Annotated in this window: 23 protein-coding genes and 1 tRNA gene; 13 read left to right on the top strand and 11 right to left on the bottom strand. The window is 67.7% G+C overall.

Annotated elements, in window-relative coordinates:
* Both B0W80_RS29995 and B0W80_RS29990 read right to left on the bottom strand, forming a co-directional pair.
* On the bottom strand, positions 1–532 hold a 532-nt coding region (locus B0W80_RS29995), incomplete at its 3' end, for a hypothetical protein (RefSeq protein WP_143684838.1).
* A gap of 132 nt (positions 533–664) precedes the next feature.
* The gene (locus B0W80_RS29990) at positions 665–1,945 is read right to left on the bottom strand and encodes an aspartate carbamoyltransferase (RefSeq protein WP_077002808.1); all 1,281 of its coding nucleotides are present in this window, start codon (positions 1,943–1,945) and stop codon (positions 665–667) included.
* A gap of 114 nt (positions 1,946–2,059) precedes the next feature.
* On the opposite strand from B0W80_RS29990, the gene B0W80_RS29985 reads away from it, so the two are divergent.
* A tRNA-Gly gene (locus B0W80_RS29985) sits at positions 2,060–2,133 on the top strand.
* A gap of 70 nt (positions 2,134–2,203) precedes the next feature.
* On the opposite strand, the gene B0W80_RS29980 is transcribed toward B0W80_RS29985, so the two are convergent.
* Positions 2,204–2,524: a type II toxin-antitoxin system RelE/ParE family toxin gene (locus B0W80_RS29980; protein ID WP_218668970.1), complete on the bottom strand. Its 321-nt coding sequence runs from the start codon at positions 2,522–2,524 to the stop codon at positions 2,204–2,206.
* Positions 2,525–2,528: 4 nt separating this feature from the next.
* Positions 2,529–2,768 carry an addiction module antitoxin gene (locus tag B0W80_RS29975; protein ID WP_256856728.1) on the bottom strand — a complete coding sequence of 80 codons (240 nt, stop codon included), beginning with the start codon at positions 2,766–2,768 and terminating at the stop codon, positions 2,529–2,531.
* On the opposite strand from B0W80_RS29975, the gene B0W80_RS34555 reads away from it, so the two are divergent.
* Positions 2,767–3,240: a GYD domain-containing protein gene (locus tag B0W80_RS34555; RefSeq protein WP_306171882.1), complete on the top strand. Its 474-nt coding sequence runs from the start codon at positions 2,767–2,769 to the stop codon at positions 3,238–3,240. The two genes, B0W80_RS29975 and B0W80_RS34555, sit on opposite strands and share 2 nt — an antisense overlap.
* Positions 3,241–3,297: 57 nt before the next feature.
* On the opposite strand, the gene B0W80_RS29965 is transcribed toward B0W80_RS34555, so the two are convergent.
* The 3 genes from B0W80_RS29965 to B0W80_RS29955 form a co-directional block, all read right to left on the bottom strand.
* Positions 3,298–4,311: a tripartite tricarboxylate transporter substrate binding protein gene (locus B0W80_RS29965; protein ID WP_083745723.1), complete on the bottom strand. Its 1,014-nt coding sequence runs from the start codon at positions 4,309–4,311 to the stop codon at positions 3,298–3,300.
* 243 nt (positions 4,312–4,554) lie between these two features.
* A complete protein-coding gene (locus B0W80_RS29960; protein WP_077002805.1) occupies positions 4,555–5,805 on the bottom strand; it encodes a Rieske 2Fe-2S domain-containing protein in 1,251 nt (416 codons plus the stop codon).
* Positions 5,806–5,839: 34 nt separating this feature from the next.
* On the bottom strand, positions 5,840–6,838 hold the full coding sequence (locus tag B0W80_RS29955; protein WP_083745722.1) for a tripartite tricarboxylate transporter substrate binding protein: 999 nt from the start codon (positions 6,836–6,838) through the stop codon (positions 5,840–5,842).
* Between the two features lie 247 nt (positions 6,839–7,085).
* Here B0W80_RS29955 and B0W80_RS29950 point away from each other — a divergent pair, with 247 nt between their 5' ends.
* Genes B0W80_RS29950 through B0W80_RS29935 form a run of 4 tightly spaced genes read left to right on the top strand, consistent with a single transcriptional unit; the run spans position 7,086 to position 10,601 of the window.
* Complete coding sequence (locus B0W80_RS29950; protein WP_077002804.1) at positions 7,086–7,835, top strand: SDR family NAD(P)-dependent oxidoreductase; 750 nt, start codon at positions 7,086–7,088, stop codon at positions 7,833–7,835.
* A gap of 21 nt (positions 7,836–7,856) precedes the next feature.
* Positions 7,857–8,474 (top strand): NIPSNAP family protein, encoded by a 618-nt coding sequence (locus B0W80_RS29945; protein ID WP_077002803.1) that lies wholly within the window; start codon positions 7,857–7,859, stop codon positions 8,472–8,474.
* 19 nt (positions 8,475–8,493) lie between these two features.
* Entirely contained in the window at positions 8,494–9,486 is a 993-nt protein-coding gene (locus B0W80_RS29940; protein ID WP_083745721.1) for a tripartite tricarboxylate transporter substrate binding protein, read from the top strand.
* 29 nt (positions 9,487–9,515) lie between these two features.
* The gene (locus B0W80_RS29935) at positions 9,516–10,601 is read left to right on the top strand and encodes a tartrate dehydrogenase (protein WP_077002802.1); all 1,086 of its coding nucleotides are present in this window, start codon (positions 9,516–9,518) and stop codon (positions 10,599–10,601) included.
* A gap of 30 nt (positions 10,602–10,631) precedes the next feature.
* Here the strand turns inward: B0W80_RS29935 and B0W80_RS29930 are convergent, their stop codons facing one another.
* Positions 10,632–11,435 carry an SDR family NAD(P)-dependent oxidoreductase gene (locus B0W80_RS29930; RefSeq protein WP_077002801.1) on the bottom strand — a complete coding sequence of 268 codons (804 nt, stop codon included), beginning with the start codon at positions 11,433–11,435 and terminating at the stop codon, positions 10,632–10,634.
* Positions 11,435–12,751: a Rieske 2Fe-2S domain-containing protein gene (locus B0W80_RS29925; protein WP_077002800.1), complete on the bottom strand. Its 1,317-nt coding sequence runs from the start codon at positions 12,749–12,751 to the stop codon at positions 11,435–11,437. The genes B0W80_RS29930 and B0W80_RS29925 overlap by 1 nt, the downstream gene beginning before the upstream one ends.
* 150 nt (positions 12,752–12,901) lie before the next feature.
* Between B0W80_RS29925 and B0W80_RS35205 the strand changes: the two genes are divergently transcribed.
* The 4 genes from B0W80_RS35205 to B0W80_RS29905 are packed head-to-tail and all read left to right on the top strand — an operon-like array spanning position 12,902 to position 16,547.
* Positions 12,902–13,351: a bacteriohemerythrin gene (locus B0W80_RS35205; RefSeq protein WP_077002799.1), complete on the top strand. Its 450-nt coding sequence runs from the start codon at positions 12,902–12,904 to the stop codon at positions 13,349–13,351.
* 10 nt (positions 13,352–13,361) lie between these two features.
* Positions 13,362–14,330 carry a PDR/VanB family oxidoreductase gene (locus tag B0W80_RS29915; RefSeq protein ID WP_077002798.1) on the top strand — a complete coding sequence of 323 codons (969 nt, stop codon included), beginning with the start codon at positions 13,362–13,364 and terminating at the stop codon, positions 14,328–14,330.
* A 53-nt stretch (positions 14,331–14,383) separates the two neighbouring features.
* On the top strand, positions 14,384–15,661 hold the full coding sequence (locus tag B0W80_RS29910; RefSeq protein WP_077002797.1) for a Rieske 2Fe-2S domain-containing protein: 1,278 nt from the start codon (positions 14,384–14,386) through the stop codon (positions 15,659–15,661).
* A gap of 4 nt (positions 15,662–15,665) precedes the next feature.
* On the top strand, positions 15,666–16,547 hold the full coding sequence (locus tag B0W80_RS29905; RefSeq protein WP_077002796.1) for an alpha/beta hydrolase: 882 nt from the start codon (positions 15,666–15,668) through the stop codon (positions 16,545–16,547).
* Between the two features lie 28 nt (positions 16,548–16,575).
* Here the strand turns inward: B0W80_RS29905 and B0W80_RS29900 are convergent, their stop codons facing one another.
* Complete coding sequence (locus tag B0W80_RS29900; RefSeq protein WP_077002795.1) at positions 16,576–17,487, bottom strand: LysR family transcriptional regulator; 912 nt, start codon at positions 17,485–17,487, stop codon at positions 16,576–16,578.
* Positions 17,488–17,555: 68 nt separating this feature from the next.
* On the opposite strand from B0W80_RS29900, the gene B0W80_RS29895 reads away from it, so the two are divergent.
* Positions 17,556–18,530, top strand: coding sequence for a tripartite tricarboxylate transporter substrate binding protein (locus B0W80_RS29895; RefSeq protein ID WP_077002809.1), 975 nt, complete (start codon positions 17,556–17,558; stop codon positions 18,528–18,530).
* Between the two features lie 15 nt (positions 18,531–18,545).
* On the opposite strand, the gene B0W80_RS29890 is transcribed toward B0W80_RS29895, so the two are convergent.
* Complete coding sequence (locus B0W80_RS29890) at positions 18,546–19,970, bottom strand: FAD-binding oxidoreductase (protein ID WP_077002794.1); 1,425 nt, start codon at positions 19,968–19,970, stop codon at positions 18,546–18,548.
* A 137-nt stretch (positions 19,971–20,107) separates the two neighbouring features.
* Between B0W80_RS29890 and B0W80_RS29885 the strand changes: the two genes are divergently transcribed.
* Together B0W80_RS29885 and B0W80_RS29880 are read left to right on the top strand one after the other, a co-directional pair.
* Positions 20,108–21,106 (top strand): AraC family transcriptional regulator, encoded by a 999-nt coding sequence (locus tag B0W80_RS29885; protein WP_077002793.1) that lies wholly within the window; start codon positions 20,108–20,110, stop codon positions 21,104–21,106.
* 32 nt (positions 21,107–21,138) lie between these two features.
* The gene (locus B0W80_RS29880) at positions 21,139–21,624 is read left to right on the top strand and encodes a c-type cytochrome (protein ID WP_077002792.1); all 486 of its coding nucleotides are present in this window, start codon (positions 21,139–21,141) and stop codon (positions 21,622–21,624) included.
* The last annotated feature ends 208 nt before the right edge of the window (positions 21,625–21,832 follow it).

Genomic DNA, 21,832 nt, shown 5'->3' with positions numbered 1-21,832 from the left:
GCGGAGACGGCGGTGGCACGCGGCCACCGCCGAAAGGAAGATGGAGCATCGATTCGAAGCCATCGTCGGCGCCTTCGGCCGGCGGCGGCTTCCAGCGGACGCCTGCAGGCAGGCCGAAGATGGCATCGAGACCGCCGTCGGGGGCCGTCACCGTCTCGAGATACTTCGCCAGGTCGATCGCGTCGGTGTAGCCGTGCCGCATGAGCACCACGTCATCGGCGGACAGTTTTCCTTTGCCGAAGGCCACGTCGAGCCGCACCGGCGCCGCCCGGCTCTTCGCCCAATCGATCTGCGCGCGATTGAAATACTCGTTGAAGAAGGGCTCGAGCCCTGCGGTCGAGACACCGAAGCGGATCAGGTAGCGCAGGAAGCGTCCGTACTCGGCCCCCATGTCCGTCCGCCAATCGTCGATCACGGGGTACCGGCGCAGCATGCTGGAAAAGTCCAGCGCCTCGTGTTCATTCAACTGCCGCTCGATATCGCGGCTGCGGTCGCCCAGATACCCGAAGAACTTGGGATACAGCTCGAACATTCGATCCTCCAACCAAGGCCCCGAGGCCGCCCGGAAGGTACCACCGACGGGGCCGGCGATCCATCCCTCTTAAGGTCGATCTGCCGGTCGATCTGCCATTCGACGGGATGCCCGCGCCAGCCAAGGCGGCGCTCAGTCCTGCTCGTTCAGCAGCGCGTCGTCCGGCCGCACCATCGTCGGTGGCTGCCAGCGCACGTCGCGCATCGAGCGCTGCACCTGCGCATCCACACCCATCAGGATCGCGAAGATGGCCATGCGCACCGGGATGCCGTTGTCGGTCTGCCGGAAGATGGCCAGGCGCGGATCGCGGTCGAGGTCGGTCGACAGGTCGTTGGCGCCGGGCCGGCCGTCGCGCGGCAGGGGGTGCATCAGCACCACCTCGGCGCGGCAGACGCGTTCGACCAGCGCGCGGTCGATGCGGAACTCCTCGCCATAGCCTTCGATGCTCTCGCCGCCGGAGCGCTCCTTCTGGATGCGCGTGGCATACACCACGTCGGCCGCCGCCAGGCTGTTCAGCGTGTCCGACTCCACCACCTCGTGCCCCCGCGCGGCAACGGCCTCCACCAGCGCCCGCGGCATCTGCAGCGAAGGCGGCGCCACCAGCGTGAAGCGCATGCCGCGGAACAGCGCCAGCAACTGGATCAGCGAATGCACCGTGCGGCCGTACTTGAGGTCGCCCACCAGCGCGATGTGCGCGCCATCCACCAGCTTGCCCAGCCGCGAGAACTCCCGCTGGATGGTGTAGACATCGAGCAGCGCCTGGCTCGGGTGCTCGCCCGCGCCGTCGCCCGCGTTGATCACCGGAATGTTGGTCGCCGAAGCGAACTCCGCCACCGAGCCCTGCTCCGGATGCCGCACCACGATCGCGTCGGCATACCCGCTGATCACCATCGCCGTGTCGCGCAACGATTCGCCCTTGGCCATCGACGAAAAGGTAAAGCCCGTGGTGTCGCACACCGAGCCGCCCAGGCGGCAGAAGGCAGAACCGAAGCTGATGCGCGTGCGCGTGCTCGCCTCGAAAAACAGGTTGGCCAGCACCGCGCCTTCGAGCACGCGGCTGACCTTGCGGCGGTGGGCGATGGGCTGCATCACGTCGGCGACGTGGAACAGGTGCTCGAGGGAGTCTCGGTTGAATTGGGAGACGGAGAGCAGGTGGTGGCCGGTGGGTGCGGCTTCAATTCGGTCATCATGTACGCTTTGCGTATATTCGGTCGCTTCTGGCGCGTGGCGCTCCAGGATTTCCATCACATAACGGCGCGCCATCTCGGGCATGGCGCGGAATTCGCTGGAGTCGTCGGGCAGCAGCCACGTGTCGAGCGCGCGGCGCCGCGTGCCGATGCGGTCCGCGAAGACTTCGCGGGTCATGTTCAAGCGGCGCATGGCGTCGCGCAGGAGGACCTGTTGGGTATTCATGGGCGCGAATGATATACGCATTGCGTACATCAGCACCGGATGGGCGCGCCGCCGATCGCAAGACATCCGTCGGAGCCGCCGCGCCCGGGACTAGGGCTAGAATCCGCGTCTGCCGCGGGTGTAGTTCAATGGTAGAACGGCAGCTTCCCAAGCTTCATACGAGGGTTCGATTCCCTTCACCCGCTCCAGTTTCGCTTTCGCAAGCTGTCAAGGGCTCCATTCGCGGCCCTTGCTTATTGGGAAGCTGGGTCAAAGCTCTCACAGGCCGAGTTCGTCCCGCAACCGATCGATCTGGTGCATCCGCTCATGCAGGATCGTCACGATGCCGATGTCCCCGTTGGACAGTCTGCGCCAGTACACGTAGTGCTTTTCGTATCTGAAGAAGTAGCCCTCGATGCCAAACTCGGCTGGGATCGGCCTGGACAAGGTTGCACGGCTCTTGATGCCCTCGAAGGCTTCGAACAATTCGGCGACATAGCCCTCGGCCTGCTTTTCGCCCCAGCGATCTCGCGTGTAGCGATAGATCTCGTCCAATCGGTAGGAAGCCGATTCCTGAATGCGGACTCGAATTTTGGCCACGCGCTCAGGACTTCTTGTTGCGCGCGATCACGTCGGCTGCGGTCAGCGGCTTGTATGAGGACTCTGGCGCCGAGAAAGCGTGAGTCAATTCAGCCTTCAGCCGTTCGAACGCCGCTTGTTCAGACCGCAGCATGTCCCGCCGAATCAGATCCCTCAGGTACTCGCTGATGTTCTCGTAAGCACCGTGCTCGCCCACATTGGCAGCGACGAAATCGCTGAGGGTACCGCTGAGGCGGACGGTCATGGTGGTCGTAGTGGTCACCCTGGGCATGCACAGTCCCTTCAACAAGTTGACGTATTCAATATTAGGCGTGAGCGAAGACGGCAGCATACCGCTGCTTTGCACGCCTGGCCCGCCCGTCACACTTGCCATCGCCAAGGAAGCGCGTAGCATCCCAGCCGCGTTTCCCGCGTTTCCCAGTGAAGTCCTTTGCCGCCCCGCACAGGTCAGCTTCCAAACGAAGACAGCGCCACCGCTTCGGCGACCTGCAGATCATTTCACTGCCCCATGCGCTCGAACGGCGTCCGGCGGCTGCGTCGGGTCGAGTTCGATGGCCTCAGCCGCCTACGACCTCGTCGCCGTCATGGAGGCAGAGGACGAACAGGCGTTGGCGGCGTTCAGCCTCACGACTGCCATGCAAGGCAACGTACGCGTCCAGTCGTTGCGCGCTTTCACGAGCGGCGAGATGGACGCGGTGCTCGCGAAGCTTCCATAGCCCCGCTCCGAATGCCCGTCTTGCGCCATGCGGCCGGCTGAAACCGGCCGCCATCGTTCACTCGAACTTCGCCCCCGACTCCTTCACCACCTTCGCCCAGCGCGCCTTCTCCACCTTGATGAAGTTGCCGAAGTCCGCCGAGCTGCCCGGGCGGCTTTCGGCGCCGAGGTCCTGCAGGCGCTTCTGCATGTCGGGCGTGGCCAGAATTTTCTCGATGGTGCCGTGCAGGGTCGCGACGACAGGTGCGGGCGTGTTCGCGGGCGCGACGATGCCCTGGAACGATCCCGTCTCGAAGCCCGGCAGGCCGGCGGATTCGGCCACGGTCGGGATCTCGGGCGCAGCGGGGAAGCGCTTGGCGCTCGAGATGGCCAGCGCCTTGAGCTTGCCGCCCTTCACCATCGGGTACGTGGCCACCATGCCGTTGAAGAGCACGTCGGCCTGCCCCGCCATCACGTCGTTGATGGCCTGCGAGCCGCCCTTGTAGGGGATGTAGGTCCAGACGATGCCGGTGCGCATCGCGAAGTCGATGCCGGCCAGGTGGTTGGCGCCGCCGGTGCCGGAGATCGCGAAATTGATGGAGTTGGGCTTCGACTTGGCGAGCGCGATGAGTTCCTTCGCATCCTTCACCGGCAACGCCGGATTCGCAGCCAGGATGTGCGGCGAATAGGCCACCAGGCCCACGGGCGCGAAGTCCTTGACCGGATCGAAGGGCAGGCTCGGGAACACGCTCGGCGCGATGGCCAGCGAGCCGATGTCGTTGAGCAGGATCGTGAGGCCGTCGGGCGCCGACTTGGCCACGAAATCGGAGCCCAAATTGCCCGTGGCGCCGGCCTTGTTCTCCACCACGACCGTCGCGCTCAAGGCTTCGGCCATCTTCGGCGCGAGGATACGCGCGAGGATGTCCGAGGTGCCGCCTGCGGGGTTGGGCACGATGATCTTGATGGTCTTGCCCGAGAAGTAGGCCGCCCCGGGTTCAGCGGCGAATGCCGGCACGAGGCAGACGGTCGACAAGGCCAGTGCGGCGGTGCCGAACACCATCGAGCGCCGGGTGCGAAAAGTTGCGGGGGTCATTGCGTCTCCGTGGATAAATGATAACGATGTCATTTGTGGCTGAGCAGACTTGTGTGCGATCAACACTCATGAACAGGTACGCTAAGGATCGGGTCTACCGGCCTCGCGTCCGTTGAAATCCGAATGTTATCGTTGTCATTTCGGGCTGACAAGGCGAGAAGCATCGGGGTTTCCCCCATGCCCCGCCGTCATGCCTTCCTGCGCTGCACCCCGCTGCACTGCGCTGCACTGCACTGCGCAGTTTCAGCCCGCCGCCGCTTCCTCTTCGTTCAGGATGTACCGCGCCTCGACCCCAGGGATGTCGACACCCCGCCCGACCGCTTCCCCATTCGCCTCATGCGCCTTCAACGCATCGAGCAGCACCCGCCGCCCCTCCACCAGCGCCCGGTCCACGGGCCCCAGTTGCTCCTGCGACCGGTCGTACTCGCCCTGGCTCTCCAGCACGTAGTTGTCTTCCGCGAGCAGGGTCAGCGTCGGATGGGCTTCCTCGTAGCCTGAGAAGCTGTCGCCACGCTCCATCGCTTCGCGGTCCTGGTTCCAGCGAGTGTCGGCCGAACGTGCGGCACCTCGCTTGAGGTTGTTGAACAGGTCGTTGCGATCGGCGCAGCGCCCGAGGTTGGTCAACCCGAAGCCCGTCTCCTTGAGCGGCCCATGCCGGTTGAACACCACCGACCACAGCAGCGTCGTGTCGTCGTCGATTGGCACGCTGATCTTCAGCGCCTTGTCTTCCAGCGGATCGGGGCCGATGGTGTGGAACTGGATGAACGGCAGTACGAAATGGCCGGACGTCTTCTTGCGCGCATCGCTGTTCACCAGATCGAAGCCGTAGGGCGTGCGCTCGACCAGCATCTCGGGGTAGTCGTACATCAAGCCCGTGTCGGTCTTGCGCCCTTCGTTGGAGAAGTAGTTGTCGCCGCGAAACGGAATCTTCCGGTTGGTGTCGTGGTGCAGCATCTGCGAATGGAAGACGTCCCACAGCGTCTCCATCGGCCGCAGCCAATTGCACTTGACGACCGCGGTCGCAGTGATCACCTGGTCGTCCGGCAGCCCCGTGAAGGCCAGTTCGCGGAAGGCCGGCGCAGCGCCTTTGCCGAGCCAGGTCCACACCATGCCCTGCTGCTCGCGCACGGGGTGCGATCGCGTCTTCAAGCGCTCCAGCGGCAGGTGCTCGGGATGCGTGGGTGCATCGCGCAGCAAGCCATCGGCGCCGATCTTCCAGCCGTGATAGATGCAGCGCAGCCCGTTCGGCTCGTTGCGCGCCAGCGCCATCGAGGCGCCACGGTGCGGGCATGCTTCGTCCATCACGCCGACCTCGCCCGACGGCGAACGAAAGGCGACGAGCTTGTCGCCGAGGATGGTCAGGCGCATCGGCGCGGCGCCGGCCTTCAACTGCTCGCCGCGCGCGACCGGTATCCAGTACTCGCGCATCAGGCGGCCCATGGGTGCATCGCCGGTCACTTGCGTGATGAGTCGGCTCTTCTCTCTGTCCAGCATGGCTTGTTCTCCGTGAGGTGTGCTGCGTGGGGCTTCAACGCTTCTTCGCGAAGCCGTAGCGCGTCAGCAGGTCGCGCTGCTCGACCGCGGACTGCGCGACCCAGCGGCGATAGTCGTCGGTCGCCATGTAGCGCGGCAGTTGGTCCGACCGCTCCAGCAGGGCGATGACCGCCGGCTGCTCCAGCGCGAACTTGAAGGCGTCGTGCAGCGTCTTGACGACGTGGGCCGGCAGCCCGGCCGGCCCGCCCAGGCCCGTCGGGCTGTCGATGGCGACGTTGTAGCCCAGGTCGCGCATCGTCGGCACGTCGGCATGGCTCTTCAAGCGATGGTTCGACGCGATGGCCAGGTAGCGCGCCTTGCCGCCCTGCACGATCGCGTTGGTGCCGATGACCGTGTCGACCGAGAAGGTGACCTGCTTGCCGAGCAGTGCCGTCACGCTTTCCGCGCTGCCCTTGTAGGGCACGGCCTGCCATGCGACCTTGTCCCTGGCGGCGACTTCTTCCATGAAGATGTGCGCGCTCTGCCCCAGGCCCGGCGGTACCGCGTACGACACCTGCTGCGCGTTGGCGCGGCCCCAGGTCAGCAGATCGGCCCAGGTGCGAAAGGGCGCATCCGCCGCCACGGTGACGGCGAACACGTTGTCGACCATGTTGATGATGTACGTGAAGTCCTTGATGGGGTCGTAAGCCACATCCTCGAGCACAGGTTGCCGCCACACGGCCGTGTTGACGGCACCGATGACATAGCCGTCGGGCGCCGCGTTCTTGATCGCGAGGAACGAGGTGACGCCTGCGGCGCCCGGCCGGTTCTCGATGATCACGGTCTGCCCGAGCTTCTTCTCCGCCTCGACCGCGGCGGCGCGCATGACGATGTCGGTGAAGCCGCCGGCCGGGTAGCCGACGATGAGGCGGATCGGGCGCGCGGGGTACGGCGTCTGCGCATGAAGACCTGTTGTCGCCATCGTCGCCGCTGCCCCACCGGCTGCGCACAGCCATCGTCGGCGGGACCAGGGGGCGTTCATCGTGTTGCCCATTTCGAATGTCTCCTGTGAGTCGATTTGGGCGGCAGTATGAAAGCCGCATCCGGCGACGCGAAATCGTTTATTCAGATGGCGGCATCGTTTTTGTCACTGCCCGTCCGACACGCGTCGCAGGCAACGACACATCGAGGCCATCACGAAAATTTTCGATGGCGCCATCGCAAACCATCGCTTGGTGCGTGCTGCATCGCTCCCTAGACTTTCTTCGCCACGCAGCACCACGACGAAGAAGGAAACACGCATGCGCCTTGCCGATCGACGAATCATCATCACGGGCGGGGGCTCGGGCATCGGGCTCGAAACCGCCCTTCGCTTCCAGGCCGAAGGCGCACGCATCGCCGTGCTCGACCGCTCGCCGAAGTCGCTCGACACGGCGCGCACGCACTTGCCGCAAGCCGTCGTCGTCGAATGCGACGTGTCGCACGAGGCCTCGGTGCAGCGCGCCGTCGAGGCCGCGGCCGAGGGGCTCGGCGGCATCGACGGCATCTGCAACGTGGCCGGCATCGGCACGCGCAAGAGCTTCGAGGAGACCACGGCCGAAGCCATGATGACCGACATCGGAGTGAACCTCATGGGGCCCTTCCTGGTGTCGAAGGCGGCCCTGCCCCACCTGCGCGCCGCAGGCGGCGGCACCATCGTCAACGTCGCGTCGGGCCTGGCGCTGCGGCCCACCGAGGGACGCACGGCCTACGGTGCGTCGAAGGGCGGCCTCATCGTCATGAGCAAGGCGATGGCGATCGACCTCGCGAAAGACAAGGTGCGCGTCAACGTCGTGTGCCCTGGCCTCATCGACACGCCGCTCGTCAAGGACACCAGCCACGGCGCGAGCTTCACGCCCCAGCAATACGAAAAGCTCATGGACCGCCGCATCATCCGCCGCATGGGCGAAGCGCGCGAGATCGCCGATGCCATGCTGTTCCTGACCAGCAACGAGTCGTCGTTCATCACCGCGACGGTGCTCGCGGTGGATGGCGGCGGGTCGATGCACTGATGCAGTGACGAAGGCCGCACCATGATCGCGGAACTGCGAACCTACCTGCTGCGCCCGGGCGGCGTGCCACCCACCGAAGACCTCTTCGGCAAGCACCTGCACCACCGCACGCCGATGTCGCCGCTGGCCGGCCTGTGGCACACGCTCACGGGCCAGCTCAACACGGTGATGCACCTCTGGCCCTACGACGACATCCAGCAGCGCACCGAGATCCGCGACGCGATGATGCGGCCGCCGCTCTGGCCGCCACCGCTGCGGCCTTACCTGCTCGAGATGGACTCGGTGATCCTGCTGCCCGCGCCCTACTCGCCGCCACTGGCGCCGGCGCGCCACGGCGCCCTCTACGAGTTCTACGTCGACAGCTACCTGCCCGGCGGTCCCGCAGCCTGCCGCGACGCATGGGCCTCGGCCATCGATGCGCGAGTCAAGCTGTCGCCGCTGGTGTTCTGCGGCGCCTCGGAGTTCGGCCGGCTCAACCAGTGGGTCAGCATCTGGGCCTACCGCGACCACGCGCACCGCGACGAGGTGCAGGCCCGGGTCGCACGCGACGGCACCTGGCCACCCGAAGGCGGCCTTGAATTCCTGCTGAAGCAGGAAAGCACGCTCGCGGCACCGGCGGCGTGCTCGCCCTTGAACTGAAGAACCACCGGAGACTTCGTTGACAGACATCCCATGGACCCGCCGCGCGGTGCTGCGGGCGGCTGCCGCCGGCACGGCCGGCATCGCCGCGCCGTTCGCCTTCGGGCAGCAGGCGCGCTTTCCGCAGCGCCCTATCAAGCTCATCATCGGCTTCCCACCGGGCGGCATCACCGACATCGTGATGCGCTCGGCCGCCATCGAAGCCGAGAAGAAGCTCGGCCAGCCCGTCGTGGTCGAGAACAAGCCCGGTGCCGCGGGCGTGCCCGCCTACCTGGCCATGAAGTCCGCAGCGCCCGACGGCTACACCATCGGCGGCGTCAACGCGGCGCTCTGGCGGCAGCCGATCTTCGAGGACGTGGCCTACGACCCGCTCAAGGACTTCACCTACATCCTCAACATGGTCGACAACATCTTCGCGGTGGTGGTGTCGGCCGACTCGCCCTTCCACAGCTGGGCCGACCTGCTGGCCTGGGGCCGCGCGAACCCCGACAAGATGTCCTACGGCGCGCCGCCCGGCCTGGGCCAGAGCGCGCACCTGTTCGTCGAAGAGATCACGGCCCGCGAGAAGCTCGCGTGGCAGGCCATCGGCTACAAGGGCAGCAGCGAAAGCGTGACGGCTTTGCTGGGCGGCCACATCAACTTCGCGGTTGACACGGTGATCAGCACCAGTGCCTTCGTGCGGGCCGGCAAGGCGCGCTACCTTGCGGTCGCATCGAACCACCGCATGAAGAGCTGGCCCCAGGTGCCGACGATGAAGGACCTGGGCTACCAGCTCGTCATCGACAGCCCGATCGGACTGGGCGGGCCGGCCGGCATGCCGCCCGAGATCGTGCGCGCCCTTCACGACGGCTTCAAGTTCGCGCTGGAGCAGCCGGCCTTCGTCGCGCTGCTCGACAAGTCGGACCAGGCGCCGCGCTACATGGACACGGCGGCGTTCAACGCCTTCGTGCAGCAGTCCTTCGTGGAGCAGCGCGCCCTGCTCACCAAGTACGGCATGGCCAAGAAACGTTGAACCATCGAAACCAGGAACCCAAGGACACCATGAGCAAGAAACGCATCGCAGTCATCGCCGGCGACGGCATCGGCAAGGAGGTCATGCCCGAGGGCATGCGCGTGGTCGAAGCGGCCGCACGCAAGTTCGGCATCGACCTGCAGTTCGACGTCTTCGACTTCTGCAGCTGGGACTACTGCGAGAAGCACGGCAAGTACCTGCCCGACGATTGGAAGGAGCGCATCGGCGGCCACGACGCCATCTTCTTCGGCGCCATCGGCTGGCCGGCGAAGATCCCCGACCACGTGTCGTTGTGGCAGTCGCTGCTGCTGTTCCGCCGCGAGTTCGACCAGTACGTGAACCTGCGCCCCGCCCGCCTGATGCCCGGCATCGTCGCGCCCGTGGTCCGCAAGGACGGCAGCCCGCGCGAGCCCGGCGAGATCGACATGTACATCGTGCGCGAGAACACCGAAGGCGAGTACAGCGCCATCGGCGGCCGCATGTTCCCGGGCACCGAGCGAGAGATCGTGATGCAGGAAACGGTGATGACCCGCCACGGCGTCGACCGCGTGCTGAAGTTCGCCTACGAGTTCGCGCAGGCGCGGCCCAAGAAGCACCTGACGAGCGCCACCAAGTCGAACGGCATCGCGATCACCATGCCCTTCTGGGACGAGCGCGTGGCCGAGATGGCGAAGCGGTACCCGGGCGTGACCACCGACAAATTCCACATCGACATCCTCACCGCCCACTTCGTGCAGCGGCCGGACTTCTTCGACGTGGTGGTGGCGAGCAACCTGTTCGGCGACATCCTGTCCGATCTGGGCCCGGCCTGTACCGGCACCATCGGCATCGCGCCCAGCGCCAACCTCGACCCCGACCGGCGCTCGCCCTCGCTGTTCGAGCCGGTGCACGGCTCGGCGCCCGACATCGCGGGCCGCAACATCGCCAACCCGATCGGGCAGATCTGGAGCGGCGCGATGATGCTCGAGTTCCTGGGGCACAAGGATGCGCACGACGCGATCCTGAAGGCGATCGAGACCGTGCTCGACCCGCGCTCCGGCGCGCCGCGCACGCGTGACATCGGCGGCAGCGCGTGCACCACCGATGTGGGAAAGGCGATCGCCGAGGTGCTGTAGGTCGCGCGGCGCCGGCCCGCCGCGGCGGGCTCAGTCGCGCTGCGACTTCGCGATGGGCTGCACGGGTCCCAGGCTCGCGCCGCCATCGACCATCACGACATTGCCCGTGACGTGCGCGGCCAGCGGCGTCGACAGGTACAGGATGGCGGCGGCGATGTCGGCCGGCGCTGCGGGCCGGCCCAACGGTATCTGCGCCGCTTGCGCATCCCAGAAGGCCTGCCCGTTCGCCTCTACCAGCCGCGGCGTGCGCGTGAGCCCGGGCGCCACCACGTTGACGCGAATACCGCGCGGCGCGAACTCCTGCGCCGCGCTGCGCGCCAGGTGATGCAGTGCGGCCTTGGCGGCACCATAGGCCAGCAGCGTGCCGCCGCGGGCGATGCTGCCGGCCATCGAGCCCACCACCACGATGCTGCCGCCTCGCTCCATCGCCGGTACGCCGTACTGAATGGCGAGCCATGCATGGCGCAGCACCAGGTCGAACTGGCGCTGCCAGGCGTCGTCGTCCATGTCGGCGAGCGACTTGCCGACCGGCATGCCGACCACGTCGACGATGCCCCCCAGCGGCACGCCGAGCTGTTCGCGCGCCTGGCGAAACACCGCTTCCATCGACGTGCGCGACAGCACGTCGGCGACCGCCGCTACGCCACCCGTGGCGCGGGCGACCTGCTCGGCCCGCCCGGCATCGAAGTCGACGCACAGCACCTTGGCGCCGCTCTGCGCGAGTGCGTGCGCGGATTGTTCGCCGATGCCCTGCCCCGCGCCGAGCACGACGAAGCCCTTGCCGTCGAGCCGCAGCAGATGGGCGTACTGGGGGATGTCTCGTTCGTCGGTCATCAGGCTTCCTCGGTCGTTGTGGCCGTCGCTGCGACGGCTTCGCGCCAGTCCTCGCCCGGCGCGATCTGCGTGTGGACGGCGCCGACGTGCCGGGCCGCCTCGGCATCGGCGAAGGCCGGCGGCGCTTCGCCGCGCGCCACCGCGTCGGCCGCGGCCAGCAGGAAGCGCCGCATGCGCACGATCGCCAGGTCGGCCGGGACCAGCATCTCCTGCCGGTCCGACACCGTGCCCATCGACGAGGTGCAGGCCGCGTCTTCCATCGCGAAGAGCTCCAGCCCCGAGAAGCTTTCGCCGCTCGCCATGCGCGCGCGGTCTTGCCCCCAGTGGTTGGCCATGCTCATCGTGCCGGGCGCGCCCAGCGTCTCGCGGCTGAAGCCCCAGCGCTCGGCCACCTCGGGCAGCGTGCCGGTGCCGCGTTCGATGTCGCTGCGGTAGGGCTCCTCGGCGAAGGGCTTTTCCGGGTCCCAGTAGACGATGTAGAGATGGGTGGTCTCGGTGTCGACCGGCACGATCATCAGCGTCACGTGGCCGTTCGCCACGTAGATGGTGAAAGGCGCCACGTAGGCCGTGATGCGCACGTCGCGCACGGCCTCGCCGTCGGCCATGCCCTCGCGGATGGCGGCTGCATAGATGCCGAAGCTTCGCTCTTCCACTTCGACGACCGGCACCTTGGCGGAATTCGACACGGCGGTGAAGCGGCTGGCCGGCCGCGTCGTGTTGTTCACCACCTTCACCGTGCCGTCCGCGCGCGGCAGCGAATCCTGGTGCAGCACGCCCAGGTGCGTGGTGTCGAGCAGGCCTTCCATCACCTGCACGAAGTTCGATCGACTAGCGATGATGCGCGGATGGCGGTTGCGCTCGGGCAGCGCCATCCATTCGTGCATGGGGAACTCGGGCATGGCATCTTTCGGGCCCAGGTAGACCCACAGGAAGCCACCCGCCTCTTTCACGGGATACGCATTGGCGCGGTAGCGCTGCTTCAGCCTCTCGTCGTCGCAGTTGGGCATCTCGACGATGCTGCCGTCCACCGAAAATCGCCAGCCGTGGTAGATGCATTCGATGGTGCCCCGGCGCACCTGGCCCAGCATCAGCGAGGCCCGGCGATGCGGGCACAGCTCGTCGAGCATGCCGACCTGGCCGTCGCTGTCGCGAAAGGCCACCAGGTTGCGGCCGAGCAGGCGCACGCGGATGGGCGCGCCGTCGGGCTCGGGCAGGTCCGAGGCCAGGCCGGCCGGCAGCCAGTAGCGGCTGCACAGCGCGTGCATGGGCGTTCCGGGGCTGACATCGGTCAGGCGCTCGTTGTCTCTTGGGTTCATCGTCGGGGTGTCCGAGGTGGATGTCGGAGGTGGTGAAAGTGCGTGGACGATGTTAGGAGCGAGTGCCGCTGCTTCACTACAACAAATGATGATGGCGCCATCGAAAGCTTTCGGTATTCGCGCCGGGGCCCCACGCCTACAGTCCGGCCCATGCAAGCTTTCGCCCTTCCCGCCCACGAGTCCACCCACGAGGCACCGCCCGATCTGTCGCTCGCCACCGGCCATGCCCAGTTCGACGACGACCACGACGCGTTGATGGCCGCGTCGCTCGAACTGCGCGTCGCCTCCGACGAGGCCTTCGACGCCGGCTTCGCCGCGCTGCACGCCCACTTCGCAGACCACTTCGCGACCGAGGACGAGCTGATGGCCACGCACGACTTCGCCTCGCGCGAATGCCACCTCGACGAGCATGCGGCCGTGCTGCGCTCCTTCGACGAAGCGCGGCAATTGCTGCGCGAAGGCCGTCGGGAGCCGGCCCGGCGCATGACGGCCGAGATCGTGAACTGGCTGCCCGGCCACATCGATGCGCTCGACCGGCAGCTGGCCAAGTTCCTGTTCCACCGCCGCACGGGTGGTGCGCCCGTGCTGCTGCGCCGCTGAGGGAGCCGACGTGCAAGCCCCTTCCGAGTCCGAGCTTCTTCAACTGCGCCTGTCCGCGATCCGCTGGGAAGCCGACGGCGTGCAGTCCTTCGAGTTCCGCGACGTGGCCGATCGCGCCCTGCCCGGCTTCCTGCCCGGCGCACACGTCGACCTGCACCTGCCCAACGGCATGAGCCGCAGCTACTCGCTCTGCAACGACTGCGCGGAGACCGACCGCTACGTGGTCGCCGTCGCACGCGACGCCAAGAGCCGCGGTGGCTCCATCGCCATGCACGACACGCTGCGCGTCGGCCAGCTGCTCAAGGTCGGCCGCCCGCGCAACCACTTTCCGCTCGACGAAGAGGCCGCCAAGTCGGTGCTGATCGCCGGCGGCATCGGCATCACACCCATGTGGTGCATGCTGCAACGTCTGCAGGCGCTGGGCCGCGATTGGGAGTTGTTCTATGCCGCGCGCGGCCGCCAGAACGCCGCCTTCCTGCGCGAGCTGCGCGCCTTGTCGGCGCAGCATCCGGGCCGCGTGCACCTGCACTTCGACCAGGAGCAAGGGCTGTTCGACTTGGCACCCGTGTTGCGCGCGCTTCCGGCCGGCGCACACGTCTACTGCTGCGGCCCGCTGCCGATGCTCGAAGCCTTCGAGCGCCTCACCGCCGACCGGCCGCCGGCCCAGGTGCACCTCGAATACTTCCAGGCCAAGGATGCGCCGGCTGCCGCGGGCGGCGTGCAGGTGGAGCTTTCGCGCTCGAAGAAGGTGGTGACGGTGGCCGAAGGCAAGACCGTGCTCGACGCGGTGCTCGATGCCGGCATCGACGTGCCCTATTCGTGCATGGAAGGCATCTGCGGCTCGTGCGAAGTCGTCGTGCTCGAAGGCGAGCCCGATCACCGCGACAGCGTTCTTTCCGATCAACAGAAGCGTTCGAACAAGACCATGATGCTCTGCTGCTCCGGTGCCCGGTCGGCGCGGCTCGTGCTCGACCTCTGACCTTCCCACGACCCCTCACGACCCCACGACCTTCTTCTCCAAGGAACACCGGCATGCTGAGCAAAGAACAGAACGAACTCCTGACCCGCGTGGGCAAGGGCACGCCCATGGGCGAGACCATGCGCCGCTACTGGCACCCCATCGCCACCTCCGACGAGCTGCCGCACCCCGACTGCGACCCGCTGCGCGCCAAATTACTGGGCGAGACCTTCGTGGTCTTTCGCGACACCGAAGGCAAGGTCGGCGTGATGGACGAGCTGTGCCTGCACCGCGGCGCGTCGATGGCCCTCGGCCGCGTCGAGGACGGCGGCATCCGCTGCCTCTACCACGGCTGGAAGTTCGACGTCACCGGCAAGCTGATGGAAACGCCCAACCATGCCGACCCGCGCGTGCGCGAGCGCCTGCGCGCCAAGGCCTATCCGGTGCGTGAACAGTCGGGCTTGATCTGGACCTACATCGGCCCCAAGGAGCACGAACCGCCCTTCCGCCACTTCGCTTACGACAAGGTGCCCGAGTCCAACCGCGTGCTGTTCAAGCTGGTGGTCAAGGCCAACTACCTGCAGATGTGGGAAGGCGGCACCGACAGCTCGCACGTCGGCATCCTGCACAGCAACGTCACGCGGCCGGGCTGGCTGGCCGATTCGGGCGCAGCGCCCGAGATCAACGACATGGTGAGCGCGGCCTGGGACGACACCTCGCCCCAGCTCGAGATCGAGAACACGGGCTTCGGCTTTCACTACGTCGGCATGCGCGCGGCCGCAAATCCGGAGCAGCGAAACATCCGCCTGGTGCCCCTCTTCATGCCGACGGGCCGCATCATCGAATTTCCGGACTTCTACACCACCGTGTTCGACACGCCGCTGGACGACGAAACCACCGCGAGCTACCTCGTCGACGCCAGCGACGTGCGCCAGCTCGACCTGAACGAGCGCCTCAAGCGCTCGGGCCTGGTCGAGGAGCGCTTCTACAAGAACACCGAGTTCGTCGCCAACTGGGACACGCGCTTCAACCAGGACCGCGAATCCATGCGCGAGAAGCGCAGCTGGAGCGGCTTCCACGGCATCACGCAGGAAGACGCGGTGATCTCGACGTCGATGGGCCCGATCTACGACCGGAGCACCGAGCACCTGGTGGCGGCCGACGCGGCCATCGTGCGGCTGCGCCAGCGGCTCTTCGACTCGGTGCAGCGCTTCCAGGACGGCTTGCCGCCGATCGGCGTGGAGCTGGGCGACCTCACGCACATGCGCGGCTTCGACCTCGACATCGGCAAGCAGGAGACCTGGCGCCCGCACGCCGCGCACCATGTCGAGCACTACCCGGCGAAGGACTGAAACCGTGGCCGGGCGTTCGTTTCGCAGCGTCACGCAGGTCTACGGCAGCCGCTTCGACCCCGAGGTGCTGGCCGCGACGGTGCAGCACTGGGCGCCGCGCGTCGATGCGCAGGCGAAGGCGGCGACGACCTGCATCGCCGACGTGGCCTACGGCGACCACCCGCGGCATCGCATCGACCTCTTTCCCGCAAAGGGGCCAAGTGCGCCGGTGGTGCTGTTCGTGCATGGCGGCGGCTTCGTGGCCGGCGACAAGCAGGTGGCGCCGCCCTTCTATGCCAACGTGGGGCGCTTCTTCGCAGCCCACGGCATGTTGGGCGCCTGCATGAACTACCGCCGCGCGCCGGTCGGTGGCTGGCCTGCCGGTGCGCAAGACCTGGAGGCCGCGGTGCAATGGCTGCTGCAGCGTGCGGACCTCTACGGCGGCGATGCGAAGCGGCTTGTCGTCATCGGGCAATCGGCCGGTGCCTGCCATCTGGCGACCTGGCTGTTCGACCCGGCCTTCGCAGGCGGCGCGCGCGACCGCGTGCTGGCCGCGGCACTCATGAGCGGCTTCTACCAGGCGGCCGCTCCGCTCAGCGACGGCCAGCGGGCGTACTTCGGCGACGACCCTGCGCTCTATGCCCAGCGCTCGCCGCTCACGCATGCGCGCCTGCCGTCGCACCCGCTGCTGGTGACGTTGGCCGAGTACGACCCGCCAGACCTTCGTCGTCAATCGCAGGATCTCGTCGAGGCCCTGTCGCGCGGCCCGGCCAAGCCCCAGGTCGCCGATCTCGCGGGACACAACCACGTGTCGCCCCTCATGAGCCTGGGCAGCGACGATGGCGAAGTCGGTCTGCTGCTGCGCCGCTTCATCGCGCGTGTCGCGGCCTCGCCGCTCGCCGACTGAGCGGCCGCGCGCGCCCGCCTCTTCACGTTCAAACCAGTTGCGCCAGATGATCGCGCAGCATCTGCAAGAAGGTCTCCGCCGGCGCCGACAGCACGTGCCCCTGGCGCGTGTGGACCAGCAGGCTGCGCTCGATGTCGGGATCGTGCAGCTTCTTCGCCACCAGCGATGTCGTGTGCGGATTGCCCCGGACGAGGTAGCCCGGAATGACCACGATGCCGAAGCCCTGCGCCGCCAGCGCCAGCGCGGTGTGGATGAAGGAGATCTCGTAAGCCGGGCGGTAGGCGCGGCCCGCATTGGCCATCGCCTCGCTCACCAGCTGCTGCACCTGCAGCCCCTTGCTCAGGTTGATGATCGGCTGCTCCATCAGGTCGTGCCAGGTCACGCGCTCCATGGCGGCCAGCGGCGAATCCTTGGAGCACACGGCGCACAGGTGGTCGATGACCAAGGCCTCGCGCGACACGGCCTCGGGCTCGTGCTCGAAGAAGCCGATGCTGAACTCCACGTCTTCGGTCAGCACGCGCTGGATCAGGCTCGCGTCGCCGGCGTCGTACATCACCGTCTTCACGTCGGGGTTCTCGCGCTTGAAGGCCGCGAGCACCGTCGGGATGACCGCCGACGACAACGCAGGCGCACAGCTGAAGGCCAGCACGCGCTCGACCTGCTCGGCGCGGTCGCGCATGTCTTCACCGAGCGCCGCGATGCTTTCGAGGATGGATTCGACCTGCCGAAACGCGTCGTCGGCCGCGCGGTTCGGCCGCAGCACGCGAGGTGTGCGTTCGAAGAGCCGAACGCCCAGTTCTTCTTCGAACTGGCGGATCAAGGCACTCATGGCCGACTGCGTGACATGAAGCGCATCGGCGGCGTGCGTGAGGTTGCGCAGGCGGTAGGCTTCGACGAAAGCGCGCATCTGGCGCAGCGTGATATTCAATCGTGCGGGCATGCGGAATTGTCCCATCGCATGCGTGCCGCACGTCTCATGTCAAACCACAACCACGGAGACGAATCATGATGAAAAGACGCACCCTTCTCGCCTCGGCCGCGGGAAGCGCACTCGCCCTCGCGGGCCTCGAGTCGCATGCACAGGCCTATCCGACGAAGCCGATCAAGCTGCTCAACTCCAGCCCGCCCGGCAGCTCCTTCGACACCATCGCGCGCGCCGCCTGCATCGAGGCCGAGAAGAAGCTCGGGCAGGCCATCGTCACCGACTACCGCTCCGGCGCCGGCGGCACACCGGCCTTCGTCGCCGCGAAGAATGCGCCGCCCGACGGCTACACGCTGGTCGTGCTGTCGCTCAGCACCATTCGCCAGCCGATCCAGCAGGACGTAGGCTACGACGGCGTGAAGGACTTCAGCTGGATCGCCTCGCTGGCCGAGATCAACTTCGGCATCGTGGTGCCGGCCGACTCGCCCTTCAAGACATGGAAGGACCTCCTCGCCTGGTCGAAGGCGAACCCCGACAAGGTGTCCTACGGATGCCCTTCGGGCCTCGGCAACAGCGCCCATCTGTTCGGCGCAGAGATCGCCGCGCGCGAAAACCTGAACTGGCTGCCCGTGCCCTACCGCGCCAGCAACGACTGCATGGTCGCGCTGCTGGGCGGCCAGCTCACCTTTGCCATCGACACGCTGATCAGCATCGCGCCGCAGGAGCGCAACGGCAAGGTGCGCCTGCTCGCGCTCGCCACCAGCCAGCGCTCGAAGAACTGGCCCGACGTGCCGACCACGAAGGAGCTGGGCTACGACGTGACCATCGAAAGCCCGGTCGGCATCGGTGGCCCGGCGGGCATGCCGGCACCGATGGTGGCGCAGTTGCAGGACGCGTTCAAGTTCGCATCGGAGCAGCCGTCGTTCCTCAACGTGCTCGAGCAGGGTGCGCTGCGGCCGTGGTACATGCCGGCGGCCCGCTTCCGCGATTTCGCGGAGCGGGCCGAGCGAGAACAAAAGGCGCTGATGTCGAAGTACGGCTTCGCGAAGAAGGCGGCCTGACCTCGCGCCCCGGCCTCACGACGCCGGCGCGATGTTGAGGTTCATGCGGAACATGTTCTCGGGGTCGTAGCGCCGCTTGGCCGCCTGCAGCCGCGCGTAGTTCGTGCCGTAGCTGTCGGCCACCCGCCCGGCTTCGTCCTCGGTGAGGAAGTTGACGTAGCCGCTGGCGGTCGCGTGCGGCGCGGCCTGCTGGAAGACGCCGCGCGCCCAGTTGCGCACCTTGTCGTCGTCGGCCGCATCGGCCCAGCGGCCGTGCACGTTCATGATGTAGCGCGCGTCGCGGCCGACGAAGGCGGTGGCGTCGGCCTTCACGCGTCCCATGGCGCCGCCCATCTGCGCGACGAAGATCTCGCATTCCGGGCCCGGCAGGCGGCTCGCGTTGTCGACCAGCACGTCGATGGCCGCATCGCTCAGCGCGGTGAAGTTGTTGGTCTTCCAGTAGTTGCGTGCGCCGGGCGCCAGGAGCGGATCGAAGGCGGTCTGGAATCCGGCGTAGGGCGTCGGGCCCATGTGGCTGCCGACCGGCTCGCCGAACTTCAGCACCGGTGCCACGGCCATCTCGCCGGCGGCCAGGTCGCCGCACCACACCATCGGCAGGATCACGACCTCCTTGCCGTGGACAGATTCCGGCAAGAAAGGCAGCGGCGGCGCCTTGCGCATCACGGCCCAGACGGTGAGCTCGTCGGGCGCCGCGTCGCAGAAGTCGCGCCAGGCGCGCAGCACCTGCCTGGCCTGCGCGAACGGGTAGACCACCAGCCCCGTGTAGACCTCTGGGCCGACCGGATGCAGCTGGAACTCGAAGGACGTCACCACGCCGAAGTTGCCGCCGCCGCCGCGCAAGGCCCAGAAGAGCTCGGGTTCGGACTTGGCCGAGGCCACGCGCACCTGGCCGTCGGCCGTGACGATGGTGGCGCTCAGCAGGTTGTCGACGGTCATGCCATGGCGCCGTGTCAGCCAGCCGAAGCCGCCACCCAGCGTGAGCCCTGCCACGCCGGTGGTGGAGTTGATGCCCAGCGGCACGGCCAGGCCGTGGGCCTGCGTCTCGCGGTCCACGTCGGCCAGCAGGGCGCCGGGGCCGACGTGCGCGACGCGCCGCTCGGTGTCGACGCGCACGGCTTTCATGCCCGACAGGTCGATCATCAGGCCGCCTTCGGCCACCGCGTTGCCCGCGATGTGGTGGCCGCCGCCGCGGATGCTGAACAGCATGCGGTGCGCGCTCGCGAAGCGCAGCGCGGCCTGTACGTCGGCATCGTTCAGGCAGCGCGCGATCAGCGCCGGACGGCGGTCGACCATGCCGTTCCAGACCTTGCGCGCTTCTTCGTACGCAGGGTCGGCCATGCCGATGACGCCGCCGCTGATCTGCGCGCCGAAGGCATCGACGTCGGCCGGCCGGACTTGCCGGACGTCCCTGTCCAGCGTAAGGTAGGTCAAAGATTGCATGGTGTGCTCCCGGGGGTTGATGGGATGAGGAAGAGGTGGCTCGATTTTTCCGGCGGGGCCGTGGGCTCGCTTGATCCGGCGTCGTCGGGGCTTGATCGCGCGTCCGCCGTTGACGCCCACTCCCGTGGCCCGGCCTCATGAGCCTCGACACCCTGTCCGACGTGCTGCGCAGCGTGCGCCTGCAGGGTGCCGTGTTCTTTTACGTCAGCGGCCACAGCGACTGGGCCGCCGAGGCACCCGCCGCCAAGGAGATCGCGCCGCTGCTGATGCCCGGCATCGAGCACGTGATGGAGTACCACGCGGTGGTGCGCGGCAGCTGCTGGGCCGGCATCCTGGGCGAGGCGCCGGTGCAGCTGGCGCCGGGCGACGTGGTGATGTTTCCGCACGGCGATGCGCACGTGGTGTCGAGCGCCCCAGGCCTGCGCGGCACCGTCGACGTGCGCTGGTACGACAACGTGCTGAACCAGCCGCTGCCGCTGCGCGTCGCCTACGACGGCCCCAACCTGCAGCTGGTGCCGCCGCCGACATCGGACACCGACCCCACCATCGTCTGCGGCTTCCTGGGCTACGACCGGCAGCCCTTCAACCCCTTGATCGCCGCCCTGCCCCGCATGCTGCACCTGCGCGCCGGCGAGCACGACGCCTGGATCGCCCGCTTCACCGAGCAGGCCGCGGCCGAGTCGCATGCCCGGCGCCCGGGAGCAGAGGCCATGCTGGCGCGCATGAGCGAAATGATGTTCGTCGACGCCGTGCGCCGCTACGCCGACCACCTGCCGGCCCAGAGCGCAGGCTGGCTCGCCGGCCTGCGCGACCGCTTCGTCGGCCGCGCACTGGCCCTGATGCACGAGGCGCCGGCGGAGGACTGGAGCATCGACGAGCTGGGCCGCCGCATCGGGCTGTCGCGCTCGGCGCTGCACGAGCGCTTCGTGCAGATGATCGGCATCCCGCCGATGCAGTACCTCGCGCAATGGCGCATGCAGGCCGCGGCGCGGATGCTGCTGGAGACGCGGTCCACCGTCGCGGCCATCGCGCTCGAGGTCGGCTACGAATCCGAGGCGGCGTTCGCGCGGGCCTTCAAGCGGCTGGTCGGCAAGCCGCCCGCGGCCTGGCGGCGCGAACGCGAGGCCGTTGCCTGAAATTCAACCCACGTCAAGAAGAAGGACTTCCCATGAGATTGCATCGGACAGCCATCGCTGCCCTCGGCTTCATCGTCGCCTGCGCCACCTGCGCCGCCGCAGAGGCCGCACCGCCGGCGCCCGGCAAGAACCAGATCGAGCGCGGCCGCCACCTGGTGCGCATCGCGGGTTGCAACGACTGCCACACCCCCGGCTACGGGCCGAAGAACGGCCAGGTCGACGAGAAGCTGTGGCTCACCGGCGATGCCCTCGGCTGGTCCGGCCCGTGGGGCACCACGTACGCGACCAACCTGCGCATCTCGTTGGCGTCGATGACCGAGCGGCAGTGGCTGGACTACGCCCGCCGCATGGAGCCGAGGCCGCCGATGCCGTGGTTCAACGTGCGCCGGATGACCGATGCGGAACTCAAGGCGATCTATGCCTTCACGCGATCGCTGGGGCCCGGTGGCGAAGCCGCGCCGGCGTATGTGCCGCCGGGGCAGAAGGTGCAGGGGCCGGTGGTGCAGTTTCCGCAGTAGCGGGCTGCGGCGTGCGCCGGTGAACCGAGGCCATCGGGTCTTTCGTCCGCCCTGCCCGGCGTGCAGGCCTAGAATCGCCGGGCCATGTCCAACCCGGCCTTCCTCATCGACCGCCTTGCTGCAGCCCCCGCAGCAGCCCACGCGCACGCGTCGGCAAGTCGCGTCGCGAAGCGCATGCCGGGCCAGCACGCCAAGCCGGCCGCAGACT

The organism is Variovorax sp. KK3, assembly GCF_001984055.1.
GTDB lineage: Bacteria > Pseudomonadota > Gammaproteobacteria > Burkholderiales > Burkholderiaceae_C > Variovorax.
The sequence above is the reverse complement of the archived record's forward strand: the minus strand, read 5'-3'. Positions and strand labels throughout refer to the sequence as shown.

What these genes read in the sequence shown, in the direction of transcription:
- B0W80_RS29935 (WP_077002802.1), top strand. Translation starts at nt 9,516, where the DNA reads ATGAGCAAGAAACGCATCGCAGTCATCGCCGGCGACGGCATCGGCAAG.
- B0W80_RS29925 (WP_077002800.1), bottom strand. Translation starts at nt 12,751, where the DNA reads ATGAACCCAAGAGACAACGAGCGCCTGACCGATGTCAGCCCCGGAACG.
- B0W80_RS34555 (WP_306171882.1), top strand. Translation starts at nt 2,767, where the DNA reads ATGGTGGTCGTAGTGGTCACCCTGGGCATGCACAGTCCCTTCAACAAG.
- B0W80_RS29880 (WP_077002792.1), top strand. Translation starts at nt 21,139, where the DNA reads ATGAGATTGCATCGGACAGCCATCGCTGCCCTCGGCTTCATCGTCGCC.
- B0W80_RS29990 (WP_077002808.1), bottom strand. Translation starts at nt 1,945, where the DNA reads ATGAATACCCAACAGGTCCTCCTGCGCGACGCCATGCGCCGCTTGAAC.
- B0W80_RS29965 (WP_083745723.1), bottom strand. Translation starts at nt 4,311, where the DNA reads ATGACCCCCGCAACTTTTCGCACCCGGCGCTCGATGGTGTTCGGCACC.
- B0W80_RS29910 (WP_077002797.1), top strand. Translation starts at nt 14,384, where the DNA reads ATGCTGAGCAAAGAACAGAACGAACTCCTGACCCGCGTGGGCAAGGGC.
- B0W80_RS29960 (WP_077002805.1), bottom strand. Translation starts at nt 5,805, where the DNA reads ATGCTGGACAGAGAGAAGAGCCGACTCATCACGCAAGTGACCGGCGAT.
- B0W80_RS29950 (WP_077002804.1), top strand. Translation starts at nt 7,086, where the DNA reads ATGCGCCTTGCCGATCGACGAATCATCATCACGGGCGGGGGCTCGGGC.
- B0W80_RS29885 (WP_077002793.1), top strand. Translation starts at nt 20,108, where the DNA reads ATGAGCCTCGACACCCTGTCCGACGTGCTGCGCAGCGTGCGCCTGCAG.
- B0W80_RS29900 (WP_077002795.1), bottom strand. Translation starts at nt 17,487, where the DNA reads ATGCCCGCACGATTGAATATCACGCTGCGCCAGATGCGCGCTTTCGTC.
- B0W80_RS29945 (WP_077002803.1), top strand. Translation starts at nt 7,857, where the DNA reads ATGATCGCGGAACTGCGAACCTACCTGCTGCGCCCGGGCGGCGTGCCA.
- B0W80_RS29895 (WP_077002809.1), top strand. Translation starts at nt 17,556, where the DNA reads ATGAAAAGACGCACCCTTCTCGCCTCGGCCGCGGGAAGCGCACTCGCC.
- B0W80_RS29890 (WP_077002794.1), bottom strand. Translation starts at nt 19,970, where the DNA reads ATGCAATCTTTGACCTACCTTACGCTGGACAGGGACGTCCGGCAAGTC.
- B0W80_RS29955 (WP_083745722.1), bottom strand. Translation starts at nt 6,838, where the DNA reads ATGGGCAACACGATGAACGCCCCCTGGTCCCGCCGACGATGGCTGTGC.
- B0W80_RS35205 (WP_077002799.1), top strand. Translation starts at nt 12,902, where the DNA reads ATGCAAGCTTTCGCCCTTCCCGCCCACGAGTCCACCCACGAGGCACCG.
- B0W80_RS29975 (WP_256856728.1), bottom strand. Translation starts at nt 2,768, where the DNA reads ATGACCGTCCGCCTCAGCGGTACCCTCAGCGATTTCGTCGCTGCCAAT.
- B0W80_RS29930 (WP_077002801.1), bottom strand. Translation starts at nt 11,435, where the DNA reads ATGACCGACGAACGAGACATCCCCCAGTACGCCCATCTGCTGCGGCTC.